Genomic DNA, 20,401 nt, shown 5'->3' with positions numbered 1-20,401 from the left:
ATGCGCTCTCTCTTTGTGCGGGTCATCGTCAATGCCCTGGCCCTCTGGGTGGCCAGCTGGATCCTGCCGGGACTGAATATCTCCACCACGGCCACCACCGGCGCCGTCGCGGACCAGGGGGTCACGCAGGGCACGGAGACCATCGGTATCATCCTGGCCTACCTGTTCATCGGCCTGATCTTCGGCCTGGTCAACGCCTTCGTCAAGCCGCTGGTCAGCCTGCTGTCACTGCCGATCACCATCCTCACCCTGGGCCTGTTCACCGTTGTGATCAACGCGGCCATGCTGTACCTGACGGCCTGGCTGAGTTCCTACACGCCGGTGCACTTCACCATCGACTCCTTCTTCTGGACCGCCGTCCTGGCCGCCATCATCGTGACCCTGGTGTCGCTGGTGGCCGGCCGGCTTCCCGGTGGCCGCCGCTGACCGTACCGCCGGCGTCGGCCCTGACGCTCCCTCCTCCCGCCGGTACGGGGCGTGCCTCGCGGCGGAGCGCGAACCGGGTGACGGCCGCCGTCCCGCCCGTACCCACCACGGCCGCGAGCGCGGCGGTGGACGCCTGCAGCGACGGGTCACGGGAGGCTTCGACGGCGGCGGCGCCGGCCTCGTAGTTCTCCAGCCGGTGTCCCGGCCCCAGACCGAAGTCCTTTGGCGCCGGGACGCTCAGGGCGTTGGTCAGGGTGGCCGTGACCCGGTCGCGAGTGTCCGCGTTCGGGGCGCCGTCGGCCCCGGGCACCCAGTCCTCCCGGTGTTCAAGGTGCAGGCTGCTGATCCCCGGGGCGGGGCTGATCCCGCCGACCGGCGACCCGGCCGTCAGGACGTACTTGAGGTCGAATTCGGCCAGGAATGCCTTGTCCCGGCTGAGGTTCATGGCGTGGATGCCGCCCTGGCTGTAGCCGACGGCCACCAGCTGATCGCCCGCCTCCGCGCCGGCCTCGCGCAGTGCGCACCTGATGGCGGCTGTTGTTTCGACGGAGTCATAGCCCAGCGCCTCCGCGATGCCGGCCGTGTCGAAGGGGTTGGTTCCGGCGGGAAGACCGCCCAGTTGCGTCCCCGGGACCAGCACCACCCAGGCAGGGCCGCCGGCGGCATCGACCCTGATGACCTCGATCTCGCCCGGCGTCCGGTCCACGTCCTCGGTGCGGCGGAGCAGTCCGGCCGGCGTCAGGTCCACGGTTTCGGTGCTGGTGCCCCCGGCGGTGGCCGAGACCGGACGGGGCTTGAGGAAGCCGAGCCCGGGCTCGTCCGTCAGCGCCCTGACCAGGCCACCGATCGAGGCCGACCCGGGAACCCCGGCGAGCGCTCCGGCCAGCGGGAGCGGCAGGCCCAGCAGCAGCGCCAGGCTCCCCGGTGAGGCCAGCCCGGTTTCGAACCGGTCGCGCACCCCGGGGAAGCCCAGGACCCCGCCGGCGGATCCATACTCGGGCCCGGCCAGGCCCATCCTCAGCAGCAGGGCGTTGCGGGCCTCGGTGAACTCGTAGTCCCGGTGGCTGGCCCGGACCTGGGCGGCGATGTGTTCCACCTCCGCCCGGACCCTGCCGATCCCCCGACCTGCCTCCCCCACAGCGGTGATGGCTTCGCTGCCGCTGCGGTAGGCGTCCTGCTGAAAGGGGAACAGGGACCGGCGGATCCCGTCCGCCTCCGCTTCCACCGCGTAGAGGTCCCGCACCGAGGCGTCCAGGGCTGCCGCTCCGGCCAGCAATTCCTCGAACTGGAAGGCCACGCCGCCCACCCCGCCGCGGATGCGGAGCATGCCGTCCGGGGGCGGGGCCACCGGACGCGGCACCTCGCCGGAACCGGCCGGACTGAGTTCCGTCATCAGTACCCGCCCTCTCAAAACCCCGACCGGCCGGGGGCGAGGGCCACCAACCGGGCGTGGGCCAGCACCGCGGACGAGGCCTCGAGCAGGCCATCCCGGGCCCGTCGGAGCGAGGCCGCCTGCAGCGAGAGCGTCACCCGGTACGCCCGCCCGGCCGGCGACTGCCAGGTCTGCAGCTCCAACCGGGCCAGCGCCGCCAGGACGGCGTCCGCCTGCCCGGCGCATCCGGCCACCCGGGCCGCGAGCCGCTGCACCTCGGCGCTGCGGGAGGCGCAGGCCGCCGCGTCCCCGGCCAGCACGGTTGTGGACGTCATCGCGCATCCCTCCTTTCTCCGGCTTAAGCCGGCTTCCTCGTGTTCTCTGCCGTGTGTTCTCTTCCTGGGGTTGCCTCCTGCACACCCCGGCCACAGAACGACGCTAGGGCCACGCACCGGGGGCGGACACGGCACGGTGCGGCTATGTGGACAACGGGCTGCGCCCCGCCCGGGCGGCTGTCATACCACCGCCCGGCTTCGGCCCCGGCGGCACTTCGTGAAAGAATCGGACCATGCCTGAAACTGCTGCCACAGCTGAGACCCGCACGCCGTCCGGACGCCTGGCCCTGGCCGCCTCCGGCACCCCCATCGCCCTGGGACCGCTGGACGGCCGCTACCAGTCCGCCGTCGCGCCTTTGGTGGACTACCTCTCTGAGGCCGCGCTCAACCGCGACCGCGTCGCCGTCGAGGTCGAATGGCTGATCCACCTGACCGGCAACAACGTCCTTCCCGGCGCCGGCCCGCTGTCCGCGGAACAGCAGCAGCAGCTGCGGGACATCGTCACCGAGTTCGACGCCGCCTCGGTGGCCGAACTCGCCGAGATCGAGGCCGTCACCGTCCACGACGTGAAGGCCGTCGAGTACTACATCGGCCGCCGCCTGCCCGGCATCGGGATCGAGCACCTGACCGCGATGGTCCACTTCGGCTGCACGTCGGAGGACATCAACAACCTCTCTTACGCGCTCGGCATCAAGGGCGCCGTCGAGAATGTCTGGCTGCCCGCCGCACGCACGCTCGTGGGACAGATCGGCGCCATGGCCGAGGCCAACCGCGCCGTCCCGATGCTCTCCCGCACCCACGGCCAGCCCGCCACCCCCACCACCCTGGGCAAGGAACTGGCCGTCATCGCGCACCGCCTGACCCGCCAGCTGGACCGGATCGCGCGCACCGAATACCTGGGCAAGATCAACGGCGCCACCGGCACCTACGCCGCGCACGTCGCCTCCGTCCCGGGAGCCGACTGGGAAGCCGTCGCCAAGGGCTTCGTCGAGGGCCTCGGGCTTACCTGGAACCCGCTGACCACCCAGATCGAAAGCCACGACTGGCAGGCCGAGCTGTACGCCGACGTCGCCCGCTTCAACCGGATCCTGCACAACGTCTGCACCGACATCTGGAGCTACATCTCGATCGGCTACTTCGCCCAGGTCCCCGTGGCCGGCGCAACCGGCTCCTCGACCATGCCGCACAAGGTCAACCCGATCCGCTTCGAGAACGCCGAGGCAAACCTGGAGATCTCCTCCGGTGTCCTGGACGTGCTCGGCTCCACCCTGGTGACCTCCCGCTGGCAGCGCGACCTCACCGACTCGTCCTCGCAGCGGAACATCGGCGTCGCCTTCGGCCACTCACTGCTGGCGATCTCCAATGTCGCCAAGGGCCTGGACCGCCTGGACGTGGCAGAGAACGTGCTGGCCGCGGACCTGGACACCAACTGGGAGGTCCTCGGCGAGGCCATCCAGATGGTCATGCGCGCCGAGGCAATCGCCGGCGTGCCGGGCATGGAAAACCCCTACGAGCGGCTCAAGGACCTGACCCGCGGCCAGCGGGTGGACGCCGCCCGGATGCAGGAGTTCGTCCAGGGCCTGGGCCTCTCCGCCGAGGCGGAATCACGCCTACTGGCGCTCACCCCGGGCCGCTACACCGGCATCGCGGACAAGCTGGTCGATCACCTGGCGGACGGCCGCTAGGTCATTCACGTCGAATTAACCTTCCGGCACAGCCGCGTTTACGCCGCCGTCTAGGAGCGGCCAGTCGTATCGTGGATTCTGGGACTGTAACCGACACGAGGAGACTCCCTTGCCGAGCGACATAGCGTCGACCGCACGGACCGTTCTGACCGACCCGGACCCCCTGGCGCCGGACGCCCCCGAATCTCCGGGGGCGGACGACGCCGCGTTGAGCCTGATGAGCTTCAACATCCGCTGCGACACCAACCGCACCCTCCCCGGCCAGGCCGACTACTGGCCGGAACGGGCACCGGCCCTGCAGGCCGTGCTCGCCGAGGAACTCCCGGACGTCCTGGGCATCCAGGAGGGCCTCGGGCACCAGCTGGCGGTGATCGAAGAGGCGCTGCCGGACCACTACCGGATGATCGGCCAGGGCCGCGACGGCGGCAGCCGCGGTGAGTACTCCTGCATCTTCTACAACTCCCGGCGCCTCCTGCTGCAGGCCTGGGACCAGTTCTGGCTCTCGGACACCCCGGACGTCGCAGGATCCGCCACCTGGGGCAACGACACCACCCGGATCGCCACCTGGGGCCGGTTCGAGGACAGCAGCACCGGCCGGGAACTGATGGTCCTCAACACGCACTTCGACCACGAGTCGGAGAACGCCCAGCTGCGCAGCGCCGAGGCCATCATCGACCACACGGCCCGCTTCGAACCCGGGCTGCCCACCGTGGTGATGGGCGACTTCAACGCCCGCGCCGGCGCCTCCGGGGCGTACTCCACCCTGGTGGACGGCGGACCGTTCCGGGACTCCTGGCTGGTCGCCAAGCGGCACCTCACCCCGGCGTACGGCACCTTCCCGAACTACAAGGACCCGGTGGTGGGCGAGAGCCGGATCGACTGGATCGCCGTCACCCCCGGCATCCAGGTGGCCGACGCGGCGGTCAACACCTTCCGCCTCGACGACCGCTACCCCAGCGACCACGCCCCGATCCAGGCCACCGTCCTCATCCCCTGACGCCCGGCTCCCCTCGCAGGGCGCGGCGGTAAAATTCGGGCTATGAGGCTCCTCCTGATCAGGCACGGCCAGACGCCGGGCAACGTGCTCGGCCAGCTCGACACGGCGCATCCCGGCCCCGGCCTGACCGAGCTGGGCGAACGGCAGGCGGAGGCCCTGGCCCGTTCCCTGGCGCGGCTGGAAATCAGCCGGCTCTACGCCTCCACGCTGATCCGGACCCAGCTGACCGCCGCCCCGCTGGCCGGCCGCCGCGGACTGGATGTCACGGTCCTGGACGGGCTGCACGAAATCGAGGCGGGCGCGCTGGAGAAGCTCACCGATCGGGAGTCCCACCTGCGCTACCTCGGCACGGTGTTCGGGTGGGCCGCGGGCGAGCTGGACCGGCGGATGCCTACCGGTCCCAGCGGCCACGACTTCTTGGCCCGGTTCGACGACGCCGTCGACCGGATCGCGGCGGCAGCTGCCGGGCCCCGGGGCGGGGCGTCCCCGGGGAGCACGGACGACGGCGGCACGGTCGCCGTCGTCAGCCACGGCGCGGCAATCCGGGTCTGGACCGCCCTGCGCGCGGAGAACGTCGACGCCGGGTTCGCGGCCCGGCACGTCCTGGCCAACACCGGCATCGTGGCCCTGGAGGGCGGCCCCGCGGACGGCTGGCGGATGGTCCACTGGGACGGCAGCCCCGTGGGCGGCCTGGCCCTGGCCGACCCGACGGCGGAGGACCCGGCCGGCGGACCCGCCTGAGGTCCCTTCGGCATCGATGCCCTCCGCGCCCTCCGCGCCGTCACCGCCCCAAGTTCTCCCATCCCTTACCTGCGGGAAACACCGTGGAAACCACCGCTTCCTAGCCTTGGACTGCATAACCCTTCGGTGAAACGAGGCAACGATGCAGACCAACCCGCGGCTTCACATCCGGCAGGTGCCCTGGGCCAACCCCGTGGGCGCAGACCTCCGGGCCGCCCAGCAGGCCGAACTGGACGCACGCTTCGGCCGCCCGGACCACGAGCCGGGCCCGGTACCCTCCGAGTCGGACTCGGCGGTGTTCCTGGTCGCCTATGACAAGGGCTCGGGCCAGCCGGTGGGCTGCGGCGGGCTGCGCCTCCTGGACTCCCGGACCGCCGAGATCAAGCGCCTCTACGTCCTGCCGTACACCCGCGGTTCGGGGGTGGCGAGCTCCATCCTGGCGGCACTGGAGGGGCACGCCCACGCCCTGGGCATCACCAGGCTGACGGCGGAGGCGGGCTCGGTACAGACCGACGGGCGGCAGTTCTACGCCAACTCCGGGTTCGCCCCGGTGCCGAACTTTGGGCCGTACATCGGCGTGGATCACTCCTTCTGCTACGAGAAGACCATCGATTCCCACAGCGCGGCCCACACCGCGATGGCCTGAGGGACACGAGGGCGGGGATGTTCGGTCAGGCCCAGAAATCGTCCGCCGTGGCGGTGTTCTCGAAGTACTCCCTGCCCTCCGCGACCTTCCCGTCCCGGACCACGAAGACGATGACCGAGCCCATGTCCAGGGTTTTGCCGTTACCCTCCGCAACGGTCCGCTGGATCGCTACCGTGTGTTCCTCGCCGCCAACGATGTCCTGGACCTTGGCGTGGAAGTTGCCCTGCGTGCGGGCACCCAGTTCGCCGAAATAGGCGAGAATTGCGTCGCGGCCCTGCTTGGTTCCCGAGAGCACGCCGCTTCCGGCCACGTGCCACACTGCGTCCTCGGCGAAGATTTCGCTGAGTGTCGCCATATCCCCTGAGTTGAAGGCCTCGTACCCCCGTCGGACCAGTTCAACATTGTCTGCGCTTCCCATGATGGACACCTCTCCGTCGTCCTCGTCGGGTCATGGTGGGATGGTTTAAGGCTAGTCCCGTCGCAAGGGAGTGTCGATGGAAGAATGAGTGGCTGACCGCTCCCCGGAGCGCCGCCCTACCGCGCCGACGGCCAGCCGGTGTAGGCCTCGGCGAGGTAGGCGCGGCCGTGCCGGGAGGACACCACGGAGTTCAGCTCGCCCAGCTGCCGGGCCCGGGCGAAGTCGTCCGCACCCTCGGGGGTGTGCAGCATGGAGGTCATCCAGTAGGAGAAGTGCTGGGCCTTCCACACCCGGTCCAGGGCGCGGCTGCTGTAGCGGTCCAGGAGAGCCTCCGACCCGGTCTTGTAGTAGCTGTCCAGTCCCTCGAACAGCACCCGGACGTCAGCGATGGCGAGGTTGAGGCCCTTCGCCCCGGTGGGCGGCACCGTGTGGGCGGCATCCCCGGCCAGGAACAGCTTCTTGTGGCGCATCGGGGCCTGCACGAAGCTGCGGAACTTCAGCACCGTCTTGTCCAGCACAGGACCTTCCTTGAGCTCGAAACCGTTGCCGTTCACCCGGCTGCGGAAGGTCTCCCAGATCCGCTCATCGCTCCAGTTGTTGACGTCCTCGCCCGGATCGCATTGGAAGTACATCCGCTGCACCGTCTCGGTGCGCTGGCTGATCAGCGCGAAGCCGTTCTCCGAGTTGGCGTAGATCAGCTCCTCCGAGCTACGCGGTGCCTCGGCCAGGATGCCGAACCAGGCGAACGGGTACTCGTGGAAGTACCACTTTCGGTGCGCCTCCGGGATCTGCCCGCGGCAGTGGCTGCGGGAGCCGTCGGCGCCGACGATGAACTCCGCCCGGAGCTCCACCTCGGTGCCGTCGGCGTCGGTGAACCAGACCCGGGGGTCGCCGTCGAGGTCGTGGATGGCCGTGTCCGTGACTCCGTAGCGCACGTCTCCGCCGTCGGTCTCGCGGCGGGCGGCAAGGTCCTTGAAGACATCGGTCTGGGGGTAGAGCCACACCGATTCCCCGACCAGGTCCTGGAAGTCGATGCGGTGGCTCTCGCCGTTGAAGCGCAGCTCGATCCCGTCGTGCCGGTCCCCGTCGGTGAGCACCCGGTCCGAGACGCCGCTGTCTACCAGCAGGTTGACGGTGCCGTGCTCCAGGATTCCGGCGCGGACGGTCTCGGCGATCTCCTGCCTGCTGCGCAGCTCCACCACCGTGGACTCGATCCCTTCCCTCGCCAGGAGGTGGGAGAGCATCAGGCCAGCGGGGCCGCCGCCGACGATAGCCACCTGCGTGCGGACGACGTGCCGTGCCATGGGTTCCTCGCTTCGTTGCGGGGTCCGGGCAGCCCGGGACGGGCGCGGCGCACGGACCGGATTATCACTGCCTCCCAGTGTGCCGCACGGGCGTGACCGGCGTTACACCGATTCCGTTGAATGGATCACTGATGCGCGGGTCTCCCCCAGCCGCCGGCCGATGCCCCGCGCGGCGGTCTGCAGCGCAGGCACCAGCGCCTGGAGCCGCATCTCGCGCACGGGAACCACGACGCCGAGCGCGGCCACCGCGCGCTTGCGGGCGTCCCGGACCGGCACCGCGATGCCCCACGTGTCCGGGTCCACCACGCCGGAGAGTTCGGCGTAGCCCTGGGCGGCGGCCTGGGCCAGCAGCGCGCGGAGCCCGGCCACGCCCACCTTCCCGGCGGGATCGGCGAAGTCGCGCAGGTACGCCGCCTGGCGGGCGGGCGGCTGGTGGGCCATCAGCACCAGCCCGGCCGAGGAGAGGTGCACGGGCATCCGGCCGGCCACTTTGGCCCGGTTCGCCACCGAGCCGCGCCGGGAGAGTCGTTCGACGAAGAGGGCCTCCGCCCCGTCCAGCACCGCCAGGTTCACGTTCTGGTTCAGCACCTGCTGGATGTCCTCCATGAACGGCATCGCCGCCTGCCGCAGGGCCAGGGTGGGCGAGTTCCGGTTTACCAGTTCCCAGAGCCGCAGCCCCAGCCGGACCGACCCGCCGGCACCGAGTTCCAGCAGCCCGTGCCCGGCCAGCTGCCGGACCAGGCGGTGTGCGGTGCTCAGCGGCAGCCCGGCGCGGGCGGCGAGTTCGGAGAGCTGCAGCGCATCCGAACCCTCCGGGATGGCCTCCAGCAGGCGCACCACGCGGTCCACCACCGAATCACCCGATTCGGAATTGGCCATTCCCCACGCTCCCGCCGTCGACGTTTCCTGCTAGCGACCAGTCTTCCACTGCCGCCACAGGGCGGGCGCCAGGACGACGGCAACGCCCACCACGGCGCCGATTACGGTCTCGAAGAGCCGGTCCCTGAGCAGCACGCCGGCCGGGACGGGCGCCACCAGGAGGGTGGAGACCAGGGCCAGCGGCGTGACGAAGAGCTGGGCCACCAAGTACTGGCGGGCGATGAACATCTCCGCGCCGAACTGGCAGGCGGCGATCACCAGCACCGTCAGCCAGGGTTCGGGCTGCAGCAGCAGGATCGCCGCGAGCAGCGCCAGGCCCAGGGCGGTGCCCAGGATGCGCTGCAGGCCGCGGCTGATCCGGTGCCGGGTGGTGTGGCCCACCAGGGGCACGACGGCGGCCACCATGGCCCAATAGTTGTGGCCGATGCCGAGGCGCTGGCCGATCACCGTGGCCAGGATCCCGGCCAGGCCCGCGGCCACGAGGTAACCGACGGCCTCCTGCCACGCCGCACGACGCTCCGGCCCGGTCAGGCGGACGGGGGCGGACCAGTTCCACGGCCGCCGCTGGCCGGGAACCACGCGGGAGGACATGCCCACCAGGAGCGAGAAGGCGACCGTCAGCACCGCCACCAGCATGCCCTGCCAGAGCGGCGGCTGGTGCGGGACGGAGGCGATCGCCGCGAAGGCGAAGATGTGAAACAGGGATCCCGCCGGGCGGAGACGCCACAGGGAGACGATGAGCGAGCAGGCGCCGGCCACCAAGGTGGTCGCCGCGACCTGCAGCCAGATCCGCCCGGCCGGCGTGAACGCGGGCAGCGCGCCGGCGTGCGCGGTCAGGGCGGCCAGCAGGATCACGGCGAGCATCAGCGTTCCCGCGCGCAGCTGCAGCACCAGCCGCCGGCCGTGCGGCTCGTTACGTCCGTAGATTCCGGCGAAGGCGCCGAAGGAGGCGAAGATGGCCAGGTCCAGCCGCTGCAGCAGCACCAGGGTGATCAGCGGGACGAAGACGCCGACGGCGCAGCGGAGCGCGGGGTGGTGGTCCTTGTTGGCCGGGCCCATGGTGAAGAACATGGCGAAGAAGTCGGCGAACGGTGCGCGGCGGTCCGCGGCGGATGAGGGATGCACGGGGTGTGAGGGGCCTTCCTTTGCCAGTCGGTGAAACGACGGCGGCACTGGCATCCCTGACGAGCCTACGCCCGGAAGGTCCCCGCCGGCGCCTCAATTTCCGATCAACGGAAGACCCGGAGCGTGCTTCCGGTGGTAGCGTCGAGCGGTTGAAACACCCGTACGGCAGCATTCCCGGAGGACCCCATGCTCAAAGGATTCAAGGACTTCATCCTGCGCGGCAACGTGATCGAACTGTCGATCGCCGTCGTCGTCGGTACCGCGTTTACCGCCCTGGTGACCGCCTTCACCACCAACATCATCAACCCGATCATCGCGGCCGCGGGCGGCGTGGAGGCCCAGGGCCTCGGCTTCCACATCTGGCCGGGCAACGAGAAGACGTTCGTCAACGTTGGCGCGGTGCTGACGGCGTTCGTCACCTTCCTGATCACCGCCGCAGTGGTGTACTTCATCTTCGTGGCGCCGATGAACCGGATCAACAGGATGGTCAAGAACCGGCTCGCGACGGCGGAGCCGGAGGAGAAGCCGCTCCCGGCGGACACGGCCCTGCTGGCCGAGATCCGGGACCTACTGACGGTGGTGGCAGGGACGTCCCGCGACTCCCGGGACGTCCCGGCCGATCACCGCTAGCGGCCAGGCGCCTCTCGCTAGGCCTGCGCGGCCTTCGTCATCCGGATGGTCAGCGCCTCGTGCTCGACGGCCACGCTCAGGTGCTTGGCCTTGCCGATGTGGTCGCCGTCGAGCTGGAATTCCTGCTCCTGTTCGAGGCTGATTTCCGCGGTTTTGCCGACGAAGTACTCCACGGCCTTGTTCTTGTTGTTCTTGCGGCCGAACATGCCGGCCAGCACGCTGAACCAGCCGAGCCGGCCCTGCGGGGCGAGGATCAGGACGTCCAGGATGCCGTCGTCGATCTTGGCGTCCGGGAACACCTCGATGCCGCCGGTGATCTTGCCGCAGTTGCCCACCATGACGCTGCGGATGCGGCGCCGGACCGGCTGCTGTCCGTCGACGCTGATCCGGGCGCGGACCGGCTTGCCGGGCAGGTGCCGGATGCCGGCCTCGACGTAGGCCAGCCAGCCCACCCGGTCCTTGAGCTCGTCGACGGTGTTGGCCATGATGGCCGCGTCGTATCCCAGTCCGGCCATGACCAGGAACAGCTGCTCGTCCCCGCCGTGGTCCAGCCGTGCCTTGACGACGTCGACCTTGATGTCGGAACCGGCCAGGACGTCCCGGCTGGCCGCGACCGGGTCGGTGATGTCGACCCCGATGTTGCGGGCCAGCAGGTTGCCCGTGCCCATCGGCACCAGGCCCATCGGGGTGCCGGTGCCGGCGAGGACCTCGGCGACGCACCGGACGGTGCCGTCCCCGCCCGCGGCGATGACGACGTCGACGCCGGCCTCCAGGGCCTCCCGCGCCTGGCCCAGGCCGGTGTCCGCGGCGGTGGTCTCGAGCCAGAGCGGTTCGGCCCAGCCCTCCGACTCGCAGAGGTCATAGAAGGCGGTCTTGAAGTCCTCGCCGGAGGATTTCATCGGGTTGATGACGACGGCGGCGCGGCGGGTCGTCGAGGCGTCCCCTGCCGGGCTGGTCTGTGCGGAATGCTCCGGGGCCGGGGTGGCCTGGGTCGCGGCATTGTTCTGTGGCATGTCGTCCTTCGGGCAGCGTGGCGGGATGGCTCCCGCAGTGAAATCCTATCCGCGCCGCCCCGCTATCCCGCACCGCGGGGGCGCGGAATCGTGGACGCACCGCTCGGATGGTCAGTACACTGACCGTGTTCAAGGACTGAAGCGTGCCGGCCTGGCCGGATGCCGCCCCGGAACCTCCGAGGCGTGTGCGCTTCGGACGCGGAAGGCGGCCACATGACCGAACACCAGGACCATCACACGGCGGAAGCCGAAGCCTCCAGCAGGGATCCCCACGACTGGGGCCGGGCCATGGCGCTGGCGCTGACCCGGCTGGCCGAACAACTCGATCCCGAGGGCGGCGAGGACATGCACATCACCCTGGTGAACCGGCCGCTGCAGCTGCAGATCCGTGACGACGACGAGGGCGTCACCATCACCGTCTCCACCGCGTAACCGGGCCCCGGCCCGGCGACGGGGAAACAATCCGCCGGGAATCCGTATTTTGTCCAAGGTATGTGCCAGACTGGGCGGGATTTAGCGGCCCGATGTGGCCGGAAGACTCATCTCATTTGGGGGAATGATGACCGAGCGCGCGGATTCCGACGCACACGAACAATCACTGACGGACCTCGGGGCGGAGCCCCGCTACGGCCAGCGGTGGCCCGACGGCGCGCCGTGGCCGGATTCGGCGGACCGCCGGCACACGCTGCTGCCGGCCCTGCCGCTGCCCCGCCCGCGGACCGAGACGCTGGAACACGCCGTGCGCGGCACCGTCTTCGCCCTGGCGGTGGTCCCGGCCGGCGTCGTGCTGTGGCTGGCTCTCTGGAAGCTCGGCTGGATGGCCTCGCTGGTGTCGTTCGTGACGGCGGCCGGCGCCGCGCGGCTCTATCTGGCCGGCAGCACCGGTGGCCGGGGCGGCTCCGTGACCCGGCGCGGGGCCTGGGTGGTGCTGGGCGTGACCGCGCTGACCATGCTCCTGGCGTTCTTCGGCAGCATCTGGCTGGATGTGGCCGAATATATCGGCGACCAGCCCTTCGGACTGCTCTTCGAACCGGGAGCCTGGGACCTGCTGGGCTACAACCTCACGAGCAATCCGCCGCTGGTGCAGGACCTCAAGGGCGAATTCCTGATGATGCTGCTGTTCAGCGCGCTGGGCTCCTCCTTCACGCTGCGGCAGCTCTTCGCCCGGTCCCGCCGGGTCTAGAACCCCTCGCCCGGCGACTCAGTCCGCGCGCCAAGCCCGCGGCTCAGCTCTTCGCGGAGAGGTCCGCCGAGATGAGTTCGGCGGTGGCGACGGCGGCCTCGCGGACCGAGTCGAGGTACGCTGCGGGGTCCGGGCGGGCCGCGACGGCCTGGGCCTGCAGGGACACGTTGATCGCCGCCACCACCTTCGGCCCGTCGTGGATCGGCGCGGCCACGGACATCAGCCCGAGTTCCAGTTCCTGGTCCAGCAGGCACCAGCCCTGGGCGCGGACCGTGGCGAGTTCGGCCTCCAGCCCGGCGCGGTCGGCGATGGTGTGCGGTGTCAGCGGTCGCAGATCCGCGGTGTCCAGGTAGCGCGCCAGCTCCTCCGGCGGGAGGGCGGCCAGCAGCACCCGGCCCATCGAGGTGGCATAGGCGGGGAACCGGGTGCCCACGGTGATGCCGACGGTCATGATCCGGCGCGTCGCCACCCGGGCGACGTAACTGATGTCCTGGCCCTCCAGCACCGCGGCGGAGGTTGATTCGCCGAGCGCCAGGGAGAGCTCCTCCAGGTGCGGCTGGGCGATCTGCGGCAGGGACAGCCCGGAGAGGTACGCGTAGCCGAGCTGCAGCACCTTGGCCGTGAGCGCGAAGTCCTTGCCATCGGTGCGGACGTAGCCCAGCTCCACCAGGGTGTGCAGGAAGCGCCGGGCCGTGGCGCGGGTCAGATCCGTCCGCGCGGCCACCTCGCTGAGCGTCATCTGCGGGTGCTCGGCGTCGAAGGAGCGGATGACGGCCAGGCCGCGGGCCAGCGACTGGACGTACTGGTCGCTCGCGGCGGGCGCCTCCGTGGCACCGGCCGGGGACGGGTTCGGCTTTTGAGTCACCGCCCTACCCTATCTGCGCGGCCCGTCATTCCGGCCCGGCCGCGGTCAGCGGCACGGGCACCACGGCCTGCAGGTCCGCCAGGGTGCAGCCGAACGTCTCCCGCACCGTGACGCCGTCGGGCCCGATGAGGAAGACGGCCTTGTCCGTGTAGACGCGGGTGACGCAGCCGATTCCGGTGAGCGGGTAGGTGCAGGTTTCCACCAGTTTGGAGACGCCGTCGCGGGTCAGCAGGGTCATCATCACGAAGACGTCCTTGGCGCCGGTGGCCAGGTCCATGGCCCCGCCCACGGCCGGGATCGCGTCCGGGGCGCCGGTGTGCCAGTTCGCCAGGTCCCCGGTCCCGGAGACCTGGAAGGCGCCGAGGACGCAGATGTCCAGGTGGCCGCCGCGCATGATCGCGAAGGAGTCCGCGTGGTGGAAGTAGGAGGCGCCGGGCAGCTCGGTGACGGGGATCTTGCCGGCGTTGATCAGATCGCCGTCGATCTGGCCCCCGGTAGCCTCGGGTCCCATGCCGAGCATGCCGTTCTCCGTGTGAAGGGTGACGTTCTGTTCCGGCTCGAGGTAGTTGGAGACCAGGGTGGGCTGGCCGATGCCGAGGTTGACGAACGAGCCGGGGGCGATGTCCCGGGCCACCAGGCGGGCCAGCTCGTCCCGGCCCAGGGGCTCTTCGGAGCGCCGGAGACTCTCCTGGCGCTCGGACTGCGTGCTCATCTCAGGCCACCTTCACAATGCTGTTGACGTAGATTCCGGGCGTGATGACGTTTTCCGGGTCGAGGCTGCCGGTGGGGACGACGTCGGAGACCTGGACGATGGTGTGCTTGGCAGCCGCGGCCATGATGGGACCGAAGTTCCGGGCGGTCTTGCGGTAGACCAGGTTGCCCTTGCCGTCGGCGGTGAGCGCCTTGATCAGGGCGACGTCGGCGTGGATGGGCGTCTCGAAGACCTGCCATTTGCCGTCCAGGAACCGGGTTTCCTTGCCCTCGGCGAGCATGGTGCCGTAGCCGGTGGGGGTGAAGAAGCCGCCGATTCCGGCCCCGGCCGCCCGGATCCGTTCGGCCAGGTTGCCCTGCGGGACAAGCTCCAGTTCGACCTCCCCGGCCCGGTACTTCTCGTCGAAGTGCCAGGAGTCGGACTGGCGGGGGAAGGAGCAGATCATCTTCCGCACCCGGCCCTCCTTGATCAGCAGCGCCAGGCCCTGATCCGCCTGGCCGGCGTTGTTGTTCACCACCGTGAGGCCGGTGGCGCCGCCGTCGAGCAAGGCGTCGATGAGTTCGAAGGGCTGGCCGGCGTTGCCGAAGCCGCCGATCATCACCGTGGACCCGTCCCGGATACCGGCGACGGCCTCGGCCACCGTGTCTACGAAGTTCAGCATGGCTCAGGCCTTTCCCTTGCTGGCGCCGGCGGTGACGTTTTCGAGGACGACGGCGAGGCCCTGCCCGACGCCGATGCAGATCGCGGCGACGCCCCAGCGTTCTCCGGACGCCTGCAGGGAGCGGGCCAGAGTGCCCAGCAGCCGGCCGCCGGAGGCGCCTAGCGGGTGGCCCATGGCGATCGCCCCGCCGTGCCGGTTCACGATCGCGGGATCGATGCCCCAGCCGTTGATGCAGGCCAGGGACTGCGCGGCGAAGGCCTCGTTGAGTTCGACGGCGCCCACCTGGTCCCAGCCGATCCCTGCCTTCGCGAGGGCCTTGTTGGCCGCCTCGACGGGGGCGTAGCCGAAGTACTGAGGGTCGTTGGCGTGCGCGCCGCGGCCGGCGATCCGGGCCAACGGGTCCAGGCCGAGCAGCCCCGCGGCGGCCTCGCTGCCCAGCCACGCCGCGGACGCGCCGTCGGAGAGCGGGGAGGCGTTTCCGGCGGTGATGGTCCCGCCGTCGGGCCCGTCGGCCGCGGCGCGGAAGACGGTCGTCAACCCGGCGAGCTTCTCCGCGCTGGAACCGGGGCGGATGCCCTCGTCCCGCGTCAGTTCCGTGCCCGGCACGGCGGCGACGAGCGAGTCGTAGAAGCCCTCGTCCCAGGCCGCGGCGGCCAGGTTGTGCGAGGCGGCCGAGAACTCGTCCTGGGCCTGCCGAGTGACGCCGTACTTCTGGCGGAGCCGCTCGGTGGCCTCGCCGAGGGAGATGGACCAGTCCGGGCGCATCCGCTTGTTCACCAGGCGCCAGCCCAGGGTGGTGGACACCAGGGCCATGTCCCCGGCCGGGTAGGGCTTTTCGGTCTTGGGCAGCACCCACGGCGCCCGGGACATCGACTCGACGCCGCCGGTGAGTACCAGGTCCGCGTCGCCGGTGGCGATCTGCCGGGAGGCGATGATCGCCGCATCCAGCGAGGACCCGCAGAGCCGGTTGACCGTGGTCCCCGGGACGCCGACCGGAAGCCCTGCCAGCAGGGTGCCCATCCGGGCGACGTTGCGGTTTTCCTCGCCGGCGCCGTTGGCGTTGCCGAAGACCACCTCGTCGATCCGCTCCGGGTCCAGGCCGGGGGCCCGGCGGACGGCCTCGCCGATCACGTGCGCGGCCAGGTCATCCGGGCGTACGCCGGCCAGGCCGCCGCCGAATTTGCCGAACGGGGTCCGTACGGCGTCGTACAGAAAAGCCTCAGTCATGGTTCTTGTCCACTTCGGTCTCGTCGATGGTGCGGAACACCTGCTGGGCGGTCTTGAAGGCGGTGTTGGCCGACGGGACCCCGCAGTAGATGGCCGTCTGCAGCAGGATTTCCTTGATCTCGTCCCGGGTCAGGCCGTTGGTCAGGGCGGCCCGGATGTGCATGGCCAGCTCCTCCCAGTGCCCGTGCGCCACCATCGCGGTGATGGTCACGGCGGAGCGCATCTGCCGGCTGATGCCCGGCCGGGTCCAGATGCCACCCCAGGCGATCCGGGTGATCATGTCCTGGAAGTCATCGGTGAAGTCGTCCTTGGCGGCGTTGGCCCGGTCCACATGGGCGTCGCCGAGCACCTCGCGGCGGGCCTTCATGCCGCCGTCGTAGATCTCACGGCTGGTGGCCTCCGGCTGGACGACTCCGTGCCGTTCCGGGCCGCTCCGTTCTTTGTCGCTCACTGTCCCGTCGCTCACTGTCCCGCCCCGTTCGACTCGGCCCAGGTAATGAGGGTGCGCAGCAGTTCGGCGACGTGGCCGGGGGCCTCGAAGGGTGCCAGATGGGCGACGCCGGCCAGGGTGGCGGCGTTCGCGGTGCCGCCGCCGGCGGTGATGCCGTCCACGATTTCCTTCGCGAGCGACGGCGGTGCCACCTTGTCCAACTCCCCGGCGAGGGCCTGGGTGGGGACGGTGATGCTGCCGAGTTCGGCGCGGACGTCGTAGCCGGCCAAGGCCTCGCAGCAGAACGCGTAGCTGAACCGGTCGGCATCCCTGAGCGTGTGCAGCAGGCGGCTGCTGCGCTCGGGTTCGTGCTCCATGAAGCCGGGCGCGAACCAGCGCTGGGCGGAGCCCTCGATCATCACCGGGGTGCCCTGGCTCCGGACGGTCTCCGCGCGCTCCAGCCAGCCCTCGGGGGTGCCGATCTTGGCGCCGCTGCACTGTACGGAGAGGCTCTTGAGCCTGCCGCCGTGTTTGATGCCCAGCTGCAGCCCCACGGCCCCGCCGAGGGAGACGCCGGCGTAGTGGAAGCGGGCGCCCGGGGAGATCGAATCGACGAGCTCGACGACGGCGTCGGCCAGTTCGGCCACGGTAAAGGGTTCCGTCGCGGCCGGGGAGACCCCGTGGCCGGGCAGGTCCCAGGCAACGACGTCGAATGCGTTGCCGAGGAGGCCCCCGGCCTGGCTCCAGAGCAGGGTGGAGGTCCCCAGGGAGGGCCCCACCACCACCAGGGGCCGGTCGCCGAGTTCGCGTTGCGGCGAGAGCAGGACGGCCTTGAGGGTTGGCTTAGTCATCGGAAACACCTTTCTGGAGGGCCGGGTCAGCGAAGCCGGGCCGGGCGTCGAGCAGCCGGCGGATGATCCCGCCGGACTGGCCGAGGTAGTTCGCGGGGTCGAGCAGTTCCTCGAGCCGTTCGTCGGTGAGGGCGTCGGCGGGGACGGCCTCCCGCAGCAGCGAGCGGTAGGTGGCGCCCTGCTCGGCGGCGGGCGCCTGCAGGGTCCGGTCCACCACCTCCTGCAGCCGGGCGCGGCCGCCGTCCCCCAGCAGGGGCGCGACGGCGGCGCCGACGGCCTCGGAGAGCAGCAGCGGCCCGAAGAGGTCCAGGTTGCGGCGCATGGCGTCCGGGTGCACCTGCAGCCCGGCGGTGAGCTCGCGCAGCTGGCCGGCGGCGCCGAGGGCCAGCCGGAGCAGGGAGCGCAGCGCGGGCCATTCGGCGTGCCAGGCGCCGTCGGCCCGTTCGTCGTTGAAGCTGGCCGCGGCCAGGTGCAGCTGGGCCGCGAGCGCGGGGGCCTGCAGCGCGGCGCTGCGGACCAGGACCGAGAGGACCGGGTTCTGCTTGTGCGGCATCGCCGAGGAGCCGCCGCGTCCGGGGGCTACGGGTTCGGACAGCTCGGCGACCTCGGGCCGGCTGAGGAACAGCACGTCCCCGGCGATTTTGCCTGCCGCGTCCGTGACCGCGGTGAGGGCGTCGCCCAGCGCCGTGACGGCGAGGCGGTTGGTGTGCCAAGGTGCAGCTACCGGGGCCAGGCCGAGGCTGGCGGCGAGCCGGTCGGAGAGCTCGAACGGGGTGACGGCGGGGCCGGCCAGTGCGGTGCCGGCGGCCAGGGTGCCGGCGGCGCCGCCGGTCTGCACCGGAAACTCCAGGTTCTCCAGGCGGGCCGCGGCGTCGGCAAGGCCGGCGAACCACTGCGCGGCCCGGAGTCCGAAGCTGTAGGGCAGGGAGTGCTGGGTCAGGCTGCGGCCCACGCAGACGGTGTCCCGGTGGCGTTCGGCGAGCCCGGCCAGCGCCGCGGTCGATTCCCGTATCCCGGCCAGGAGCCCGGCGACGGCGTCTTTGGCCAGCAGCATCAGGGCCGAGTCCAGCACGTCCTGGCTGGTCAGCGAGGCGTGCACGGCAGCAGCGGCCCCGACGCCGGCCGTGTCCAGGGCCTTGACCTCGGCCCGGAGGTCGGCCAGCAGCGGGATGACCGGGTTCGCCCCGCCCTGGGCGCGGACCGCGATCCCGGCAAGGTCGTAGCGGTCCACGCCCGCGGCCGCCGCAACGACGGCGGCGGACCCGGCGGGCGCCAGCGAGGCCTCCTCGAGGACCCCGGCCCAGGCGGCCTCGACCCGCAGGATGGCGGCGAGGACGGCGCGGTCGCCGGTCAGTGCCGTCACCCGCGGCGCGGCCGACACCGGGCTGAGCAGACCGAGGTCGCCGTCGGGAAGGGCGGCCGTCACGGTGCGGTGCCCTCGCCCTCGGAGCCGGCCTCGAAGTCGAGGAACACCGTCTCGTCCGCGCCCTGCAGCCGGATGTCCCAGCGCAGGCCGCCGTCGGCCTCGCGCCGGGCGATCAGCGTGCGGCGGCGCTCCGGGTCCAGGGCGGACAGCAGCGGGTCGCTGGCCAGGGCTTCCTCGTTCTCCGGCAGGTACACGCGGGTGAAGAGCCGGTTCATCAGGCCGCGGGCGAAGACCACCACCGAGATGAACGGCGCGGCACCCGGGGCGGTGGGGCCGGGGTTGACGGTGGTGAAGGTGAAGATGCCGGTGTTGCCGACGGCGCAGCGGCCGAAGCCGGTGAAGGTGTACCCGTCGCGGACCAGGGAGCCGGGGTGCTGCGGGACGTTGCCCTCGGCGTCGGCCTGCCAGATCTCCAGGATGGCGTCCGGGACCGGGTGGCCGGCGCCGTCGTAGACCGTGCCCTGCAACCGGATGCTGCCCGGGGTGGCGGGCGGCAGCAGTTCGCGGTCCTTGGCGTAGGGCAGGGCGTAGCCGTAGAACGGGCCCACCGTCTGGCCGGGCGTGGGGGTCAACTTACTCATGCTGGTCGCCTTCCGCGCCGAGGGCCTCGTTTTCGGTCCAGGTCCGCTTGGACCCGGTCAGGACGATGTCCCAGTTGTAGGCCAGCGCCCATTCGGGTTTGGTCTGGTCGTGGTTGTAGGTGGCCACCAGGCGGTCCCGGGCGTCCTGGTCCACGATCGACTGGTAGATCGGGTCGAGGGCGAAGAGCGGGTCGCCGGGGAAGTACATCTGCGTGACGATGCGCTGGGTGAACTCGTGGCCGAAGAGCGAGAAGTGGATGTGCGCGGGGCGCCAGGCGTTCAGGTGGTTCTTCCACGGGTACGCGCCGGGCTTGATGGTGGTGAAGCTGTAGGAGCCGTCCGCGCCGGTGATGCAGCGGCCGACGCCGGTGAAGTTCGGATCCAGCGGGGCCGGGTGCTGGTCCCGCTTGTGGATGTAGCGGCCGGAGGAGTTGGCCTGCCAGATCTCCACCAGCTGGCCGGCGACCGGGCGGCCGTCGCCGTCGAGGACCCTGCCGGAGACGATGATCCGCTCACCCAGGGGCTCGCCGTTGTGCTGAATGGTCAGGTCCGACTCCAGCGCGTGCACGTCCATGTGCCCGAACGCCGGTGAGTACAGCTCGATGGTCTCCGGGTCCGCGTGGTGCAGGCTCTTCGTCGGGTGCCGGAGGATGCTGCTTCGGTACGGCGGGTAGTCCAGCCGCGGCTGGATTTCCGCGGCAGCGCCGTTCGCACGGGCCTGGGCATACGCGGCGCCGAGGGCCTGCATCTCGCCGCTGAGGATCTGCTGGGATTCGGCGGCGGCGTCCAGGGCGGGTACGGCCGGCTGGGCCAGGGTCTGGGGCGCTGCGTCGGACACGTCTTCGGTGAGCGGGTCGGCGTTGAACGTCTCGCGGTTGATCTCTTCAGGCACTG

At 70.9% G+C, this 20,401-nt stretch carries 24 protein-coding genes; 8 read left to right on the top strand and 16 right to left on the bottom strand.

Annotation, left to right across the window (positions count from 1 at the left end; translation table 11 throughout):
* Positions 1–426 (top strand): phage holin family protein, encoded by a 426-nt coding sequence (locus QWJ39_RS08000; RefSeq protein ID WP_290257213.1) that lies wholly within the window; start codon positions 1–3, stop codon positions 424–426.
* Here the strand turns inward: QWJ39_RS08000 and QWJ39_RS07995 are convergent.
* Both QWJ39_RS07995 and QWJ39_RS07990 read right to left on the bottom strand, forming a co-directional pair.
* Positions 371–1,819 (bottom strand): hypothetical protein, encoded by a 1,449-nt coding sequence (locus QWJ39_RS07995; RefSeq protein ID WP_290257212.1) that lies wholly within the window; start codon positions 1,817–1,819, stop codon positions 371–373. The two genes, QWJ39_RS08000 and QWJ39_RS07995, sit on opposite strands and share 56 nt — an antisense overlap.
* Positions 1,820–1,833: 14 nt before the next feature.
* Positions 1,834–2,133, bottom strand: a complete 300-nt coding sequence (locus tag QWJ39_RS07990; protein WP_290257211.1) for a hypothetical protein — start codon at positions 2,131–2,133, stop codon at positions 1,834–1,836.
* Between the two features lie 233 nt (positions 2,134–2,366).
* Between QWJ39_RS07990 and purB the strand changes: the two genes are divergently transcribed.
* The 4 genes from purB to QWJ39_RS07970 all read left to right on the top strand — a co-directional run bounded on the left by purB (position 2,367) and on the right by QWJ39_RS07970 (position 6,202).
* Positions 2,367–3,818, top strand: a complete 1,452-nt coding sequence (purB, locus tag QWJ39_RS07985; protein ID WP_290257210.1) for an adenylosuccinate lyase — start codon at positions 2,367–2,369, stop codon at positions 3,816–3,818.
* A 109-nt stretch (positions 3,819–3,927) separates the two neighbouring features.
* Positions 3,928–4,815, top strand: a complete 888-nt coding sequence (locus tag QWJ39_RS07980) for an endonuclease/exonuclease/phosphatase family protein (protein ID WP_290257209.1) — start codon at positions 3,928–3,930, stop codon at positions 4,813–4,815.
* A gap of 42 nt (positions 4,816–4,857) precedes the next feature.
* The gene (locus QWJ39_RS07975; RefSeq protein WP_290257208.1) at positions 4,858–5,556 is read left to right on the top strand and encodes a histidine phosphatase family protein; all 699 of its coding nucleotides are present in this window, start codon (positions 4,858–4,860) and stop codon (positions 5,554–5,556) included.
* Positions 5,557–5,698: 142 nt separating this feature from the next.
* Positions 5,699–6,202, top strand: a complete 504-nt coding sequence (locus tag QWJ39_RS07970) for a GNAT family N-acetyltransferase (RefSeq protein WP_290257207.1) — start codon at positions 5,699–5,701, stop codon at positions 6,200–6,202.
* A gap of 25 nt (positions 6,203–6,227) precedes the next feature.
* Here QWJ39_RS07970 and QWJ39_RS07965 read toward each other — a convergent pair whose 3' ends face one another.
* The 4 genes from QWJ39_RS07965 to QWJ39_RS07950 all read right to left on the bottom strand — a co-directional run bounded on the left by QWJ39_RS07965 (position 6,228) and on the right by QWJ39_RS07950 (position 9,874).
* The gene (locus QWJ39_RS07965) at positions 6,228–6,620 is read right to left on the bottom strand and encodes a nuclear transport factor 2 family protein (RefSeq protein WP_290257206.1); all 393 of its coding nucleotides are present in this window, start codon (positions 6,618–6,620) and stop codon (positions 6,228–6,230) included.
* Between the two features lie 116 nt (positions 6,621–6,736).
* Positions 6,737–7,924 carry a 4-hydroxybenzoate 3-monooxygenase gene (locus tag QWJ39_RS07960; protein ID WP_290257205.1) on the bottom strand — a complete coding sequence of 396 codons (1,188 nt, stop codon included), beginning with the start codon at positions 7,922–7,924 and terminating at the stop codon, positions 6,737–6,739.
* Positions 7,925–8,026: 102 nt separating this feature from the next.
* The gene (locus QWJ39_RS07955) at positions 8,027–8,803 is read right to left on the bottom strand and encodes an IclR family transcriptional regulator (RefSeq protein WP_290257204.1); all 777 of its coding nucleotides are present in this window, start codon (positions 8,801–8,803) and stop codon (positions 8,027–8,029) included.
* A gap of 30 nt (positions 8,804–8,833) precedes the next feature.
* A complete protein-coding gene (locus QWJ39_RS07950) occupies positions 8,834–9,874 on the bottom strand; it encodes an FUSC family protein (protein WP_356903076.1) in 1,041 nt (346 codons plus the stop codon).
* Positions 9,875–10,114: 240 nt separating this feature from the next.
* Between QWJ39_RS07950 and mscL the strand changes: the two genes are divergently transcribed.
* Positions 10,115–10,558, top strand: a complete 444-nt coding sequence (gene mscL, locus QWJ39_RS07945; RefSeq protein WP_290257203.1) for a large conductance mechanosensitive channel protein MscL — start codon at positions 10,115–10,117, stop codon at positions 10,556–10,558.
* A 17-nt stretch (positions 10,559–10,575) separates the two neighbouring features.
* Here the strand turns inward: mscL and QWJ39_RS07940 are convergent, their stop codons facing one another.
* A complete protein-coding gene (locus QWJ39_RS07940; protein ID WP_290257202.1) occupies positions 10,576–11,571 on the bottom strand; it encodes a diacylglycerol kinase family protein in 996 nt (331 codons plus the stop codon).
* 213 nt (positions 11,572–11,784) lie between these two features.
* Between QWJ39_RS07940 and QWJ39_RS07935 the strand changes: the two genes are divergently transcribed.
* Both QWJ39_RS07935 and QWJ39_RS07930 read left to right on the top strand, forming a co-directional pair.
* Positions 11,785–12,003: a hypothetical protein gene (locus QWJ39_RS07935; RefSeq protein ID WP_290257201.1), complete on the top strand. Its 219-nt coding sequence runs from the start codon at positions 11,785–11,787 to the stop codon at positions 12,001–12,003.
* Between the two features lie 124 nt (positions 12,004–12,127).
* Entirely contained in the window at positions 12,128–12,754 is a 627-nt protein-coding gene (locus QWJ39_RS07930) for a hypothetical protein (protein ID WP_290257200.1), read from the top strand.
* 43 nt (positions 12,755–12,797) lie between these two features.
* Here the strand turns inward: QWJ39_RS07930 and QWJ39_RS07925 are convergent, their stop codons facing one another.
* Genes QWJ39_RS07925 through pcaH form a run of 9 tightly spaced genes read right to left on the bottom strand, consistent with a single transcriptional unit; the run spans position 12,798 to position 20,399 of the window.
* Positions 12,798–13,619: an IclR family transcriptional regulator C-terminal domain-containing protein gene (locus QWJ39_RS07925; RefSeq protein WP_290257199.1), complete on the bottom strand. Its 822-nt coding sequence runs from the start codon at positions 13,617–13,619 to the stop codon at positions 12,798–12,800.
* A 25-nt stretch (positions 13,620–13,644) separates the two neighbouring features.
* The gene (locus tag QWJ39_RS07920; protein ID WP_290257198.1) at positions 13,645–14,331 is read right to left on the bottom strand and encodes a 3-oxoacid CoA-transferase subunit B; all 687 of its coding nucleotides are present in this window, start codon (positions 14,329–14,331) and stop codon (positions 13,645–13,647) included.
* A gap of 1 nt (position 14,332) precedes the next feature.
* Complete coding sequence (locus QWJ39_RS07915; RefSeq protein ID WP_290257197.1) at positions 14,333–14,992, bottom strand: 3-oxoacid CoA-transferase subunit A; 660 nt, start codon at positions 14,990–14,992, stop codon at positions 14,333–14,335.
* 3 nt (positions 14,993–14,995) lie between these two features.
* Positions 14,996–16,219 (bottom strand): thiolase family protein, encoded by a 1,224-nt coding sequence (locus QWJ39_RS07910; protein WP_290257196.1) that lies wholly within the window; start codon positions 16,217–16,219, stop codon positions 14,996–14,998.
* On the bottom strand, positions 16,212–16,670 hold the full coding sequence (pcaC, locus tag QWJ39_RS07905; protein ID WP_290257195.1) for a 4-carboxymuconolactone decarboxylase: 459 nt from the start codon (positions 16,668–16,670) through the stop codon (positions 16,212–16,214). The genes QWJ39_RS07910 and pcaC overlap by 8 nt, the downstream gene beginning before the upstream one ends.
* Positions 16,671–16,681: 11 nt before the next feature.
* On the bottom strand, positions 16,682–17,500 hold the full coding sequence (locus QWJ39_RS07900; protein WP_290257194.1) for an alpha/beta fold hydrolase: 819 nt from the start codon (positions 17,498–17,500) through the stop codon (positions 16,682–16,684).
* Positions 17,493–18,926, bottom strand: a complete 1,434-nt coding sequence (locus QWJ39_RS07895) for a lyase family protein (protein ID WP_290257193.1) — start codon at positions 18,924–18,926, stop codon at positions 17,493–17,495. Before QWJ39_RS07895 ends, QWJ39_RS07900 begins: the two co-directional genes overlap by 8 nt.
* Positions 18,923–19,507: a protocatechuate 3,4-dioxygenase subunit alpha gene (gene pcaG, locus QWJ39_RS07890; RefSeq protein ID WP_290257192.1), complete on the bottom strand. Its 585-nt coding sequence runs from the start codon at positions 19,505–19,507 to the stop codon at positions 18,923–18,925. The genes QWJ39_RS07895 and pcaG overlap by 4 nt, the downstream gene beginning before the upstream one ends.
* Positions 19,500–20,399 carry a protocatechuate 3,4-dioxygenase subunit beta gene (gene pcaH / locus QWJ39_RS07885; protein ID WP_290257191.1) on the bottom strand — a complete coding sequence of 300 codons (900 nt, stop codon included), beginning with the start codon at positions 20,397–20,399 and terminating at the stop codon, positions 19,500–19,502. Before pcaH ends, pcaG begins: the two co-directional genes overlap by 8 nt.
* Positions 20,400–20,401 lie beyond the last annotated feature (2 nt).

This window comes from Arthrobacter sp. YD4, assembly GCF_030410515.1.
In the GTDB taxonomy this organism is placed as follows: Bacteria; Actinomycetota; Actinomycetes; order Actinomycetales; family Micrococcaceae; genus Arthrobacter.
This window is presented reverse-complemented; position numbering and strand designations above follow the sequence as displayed.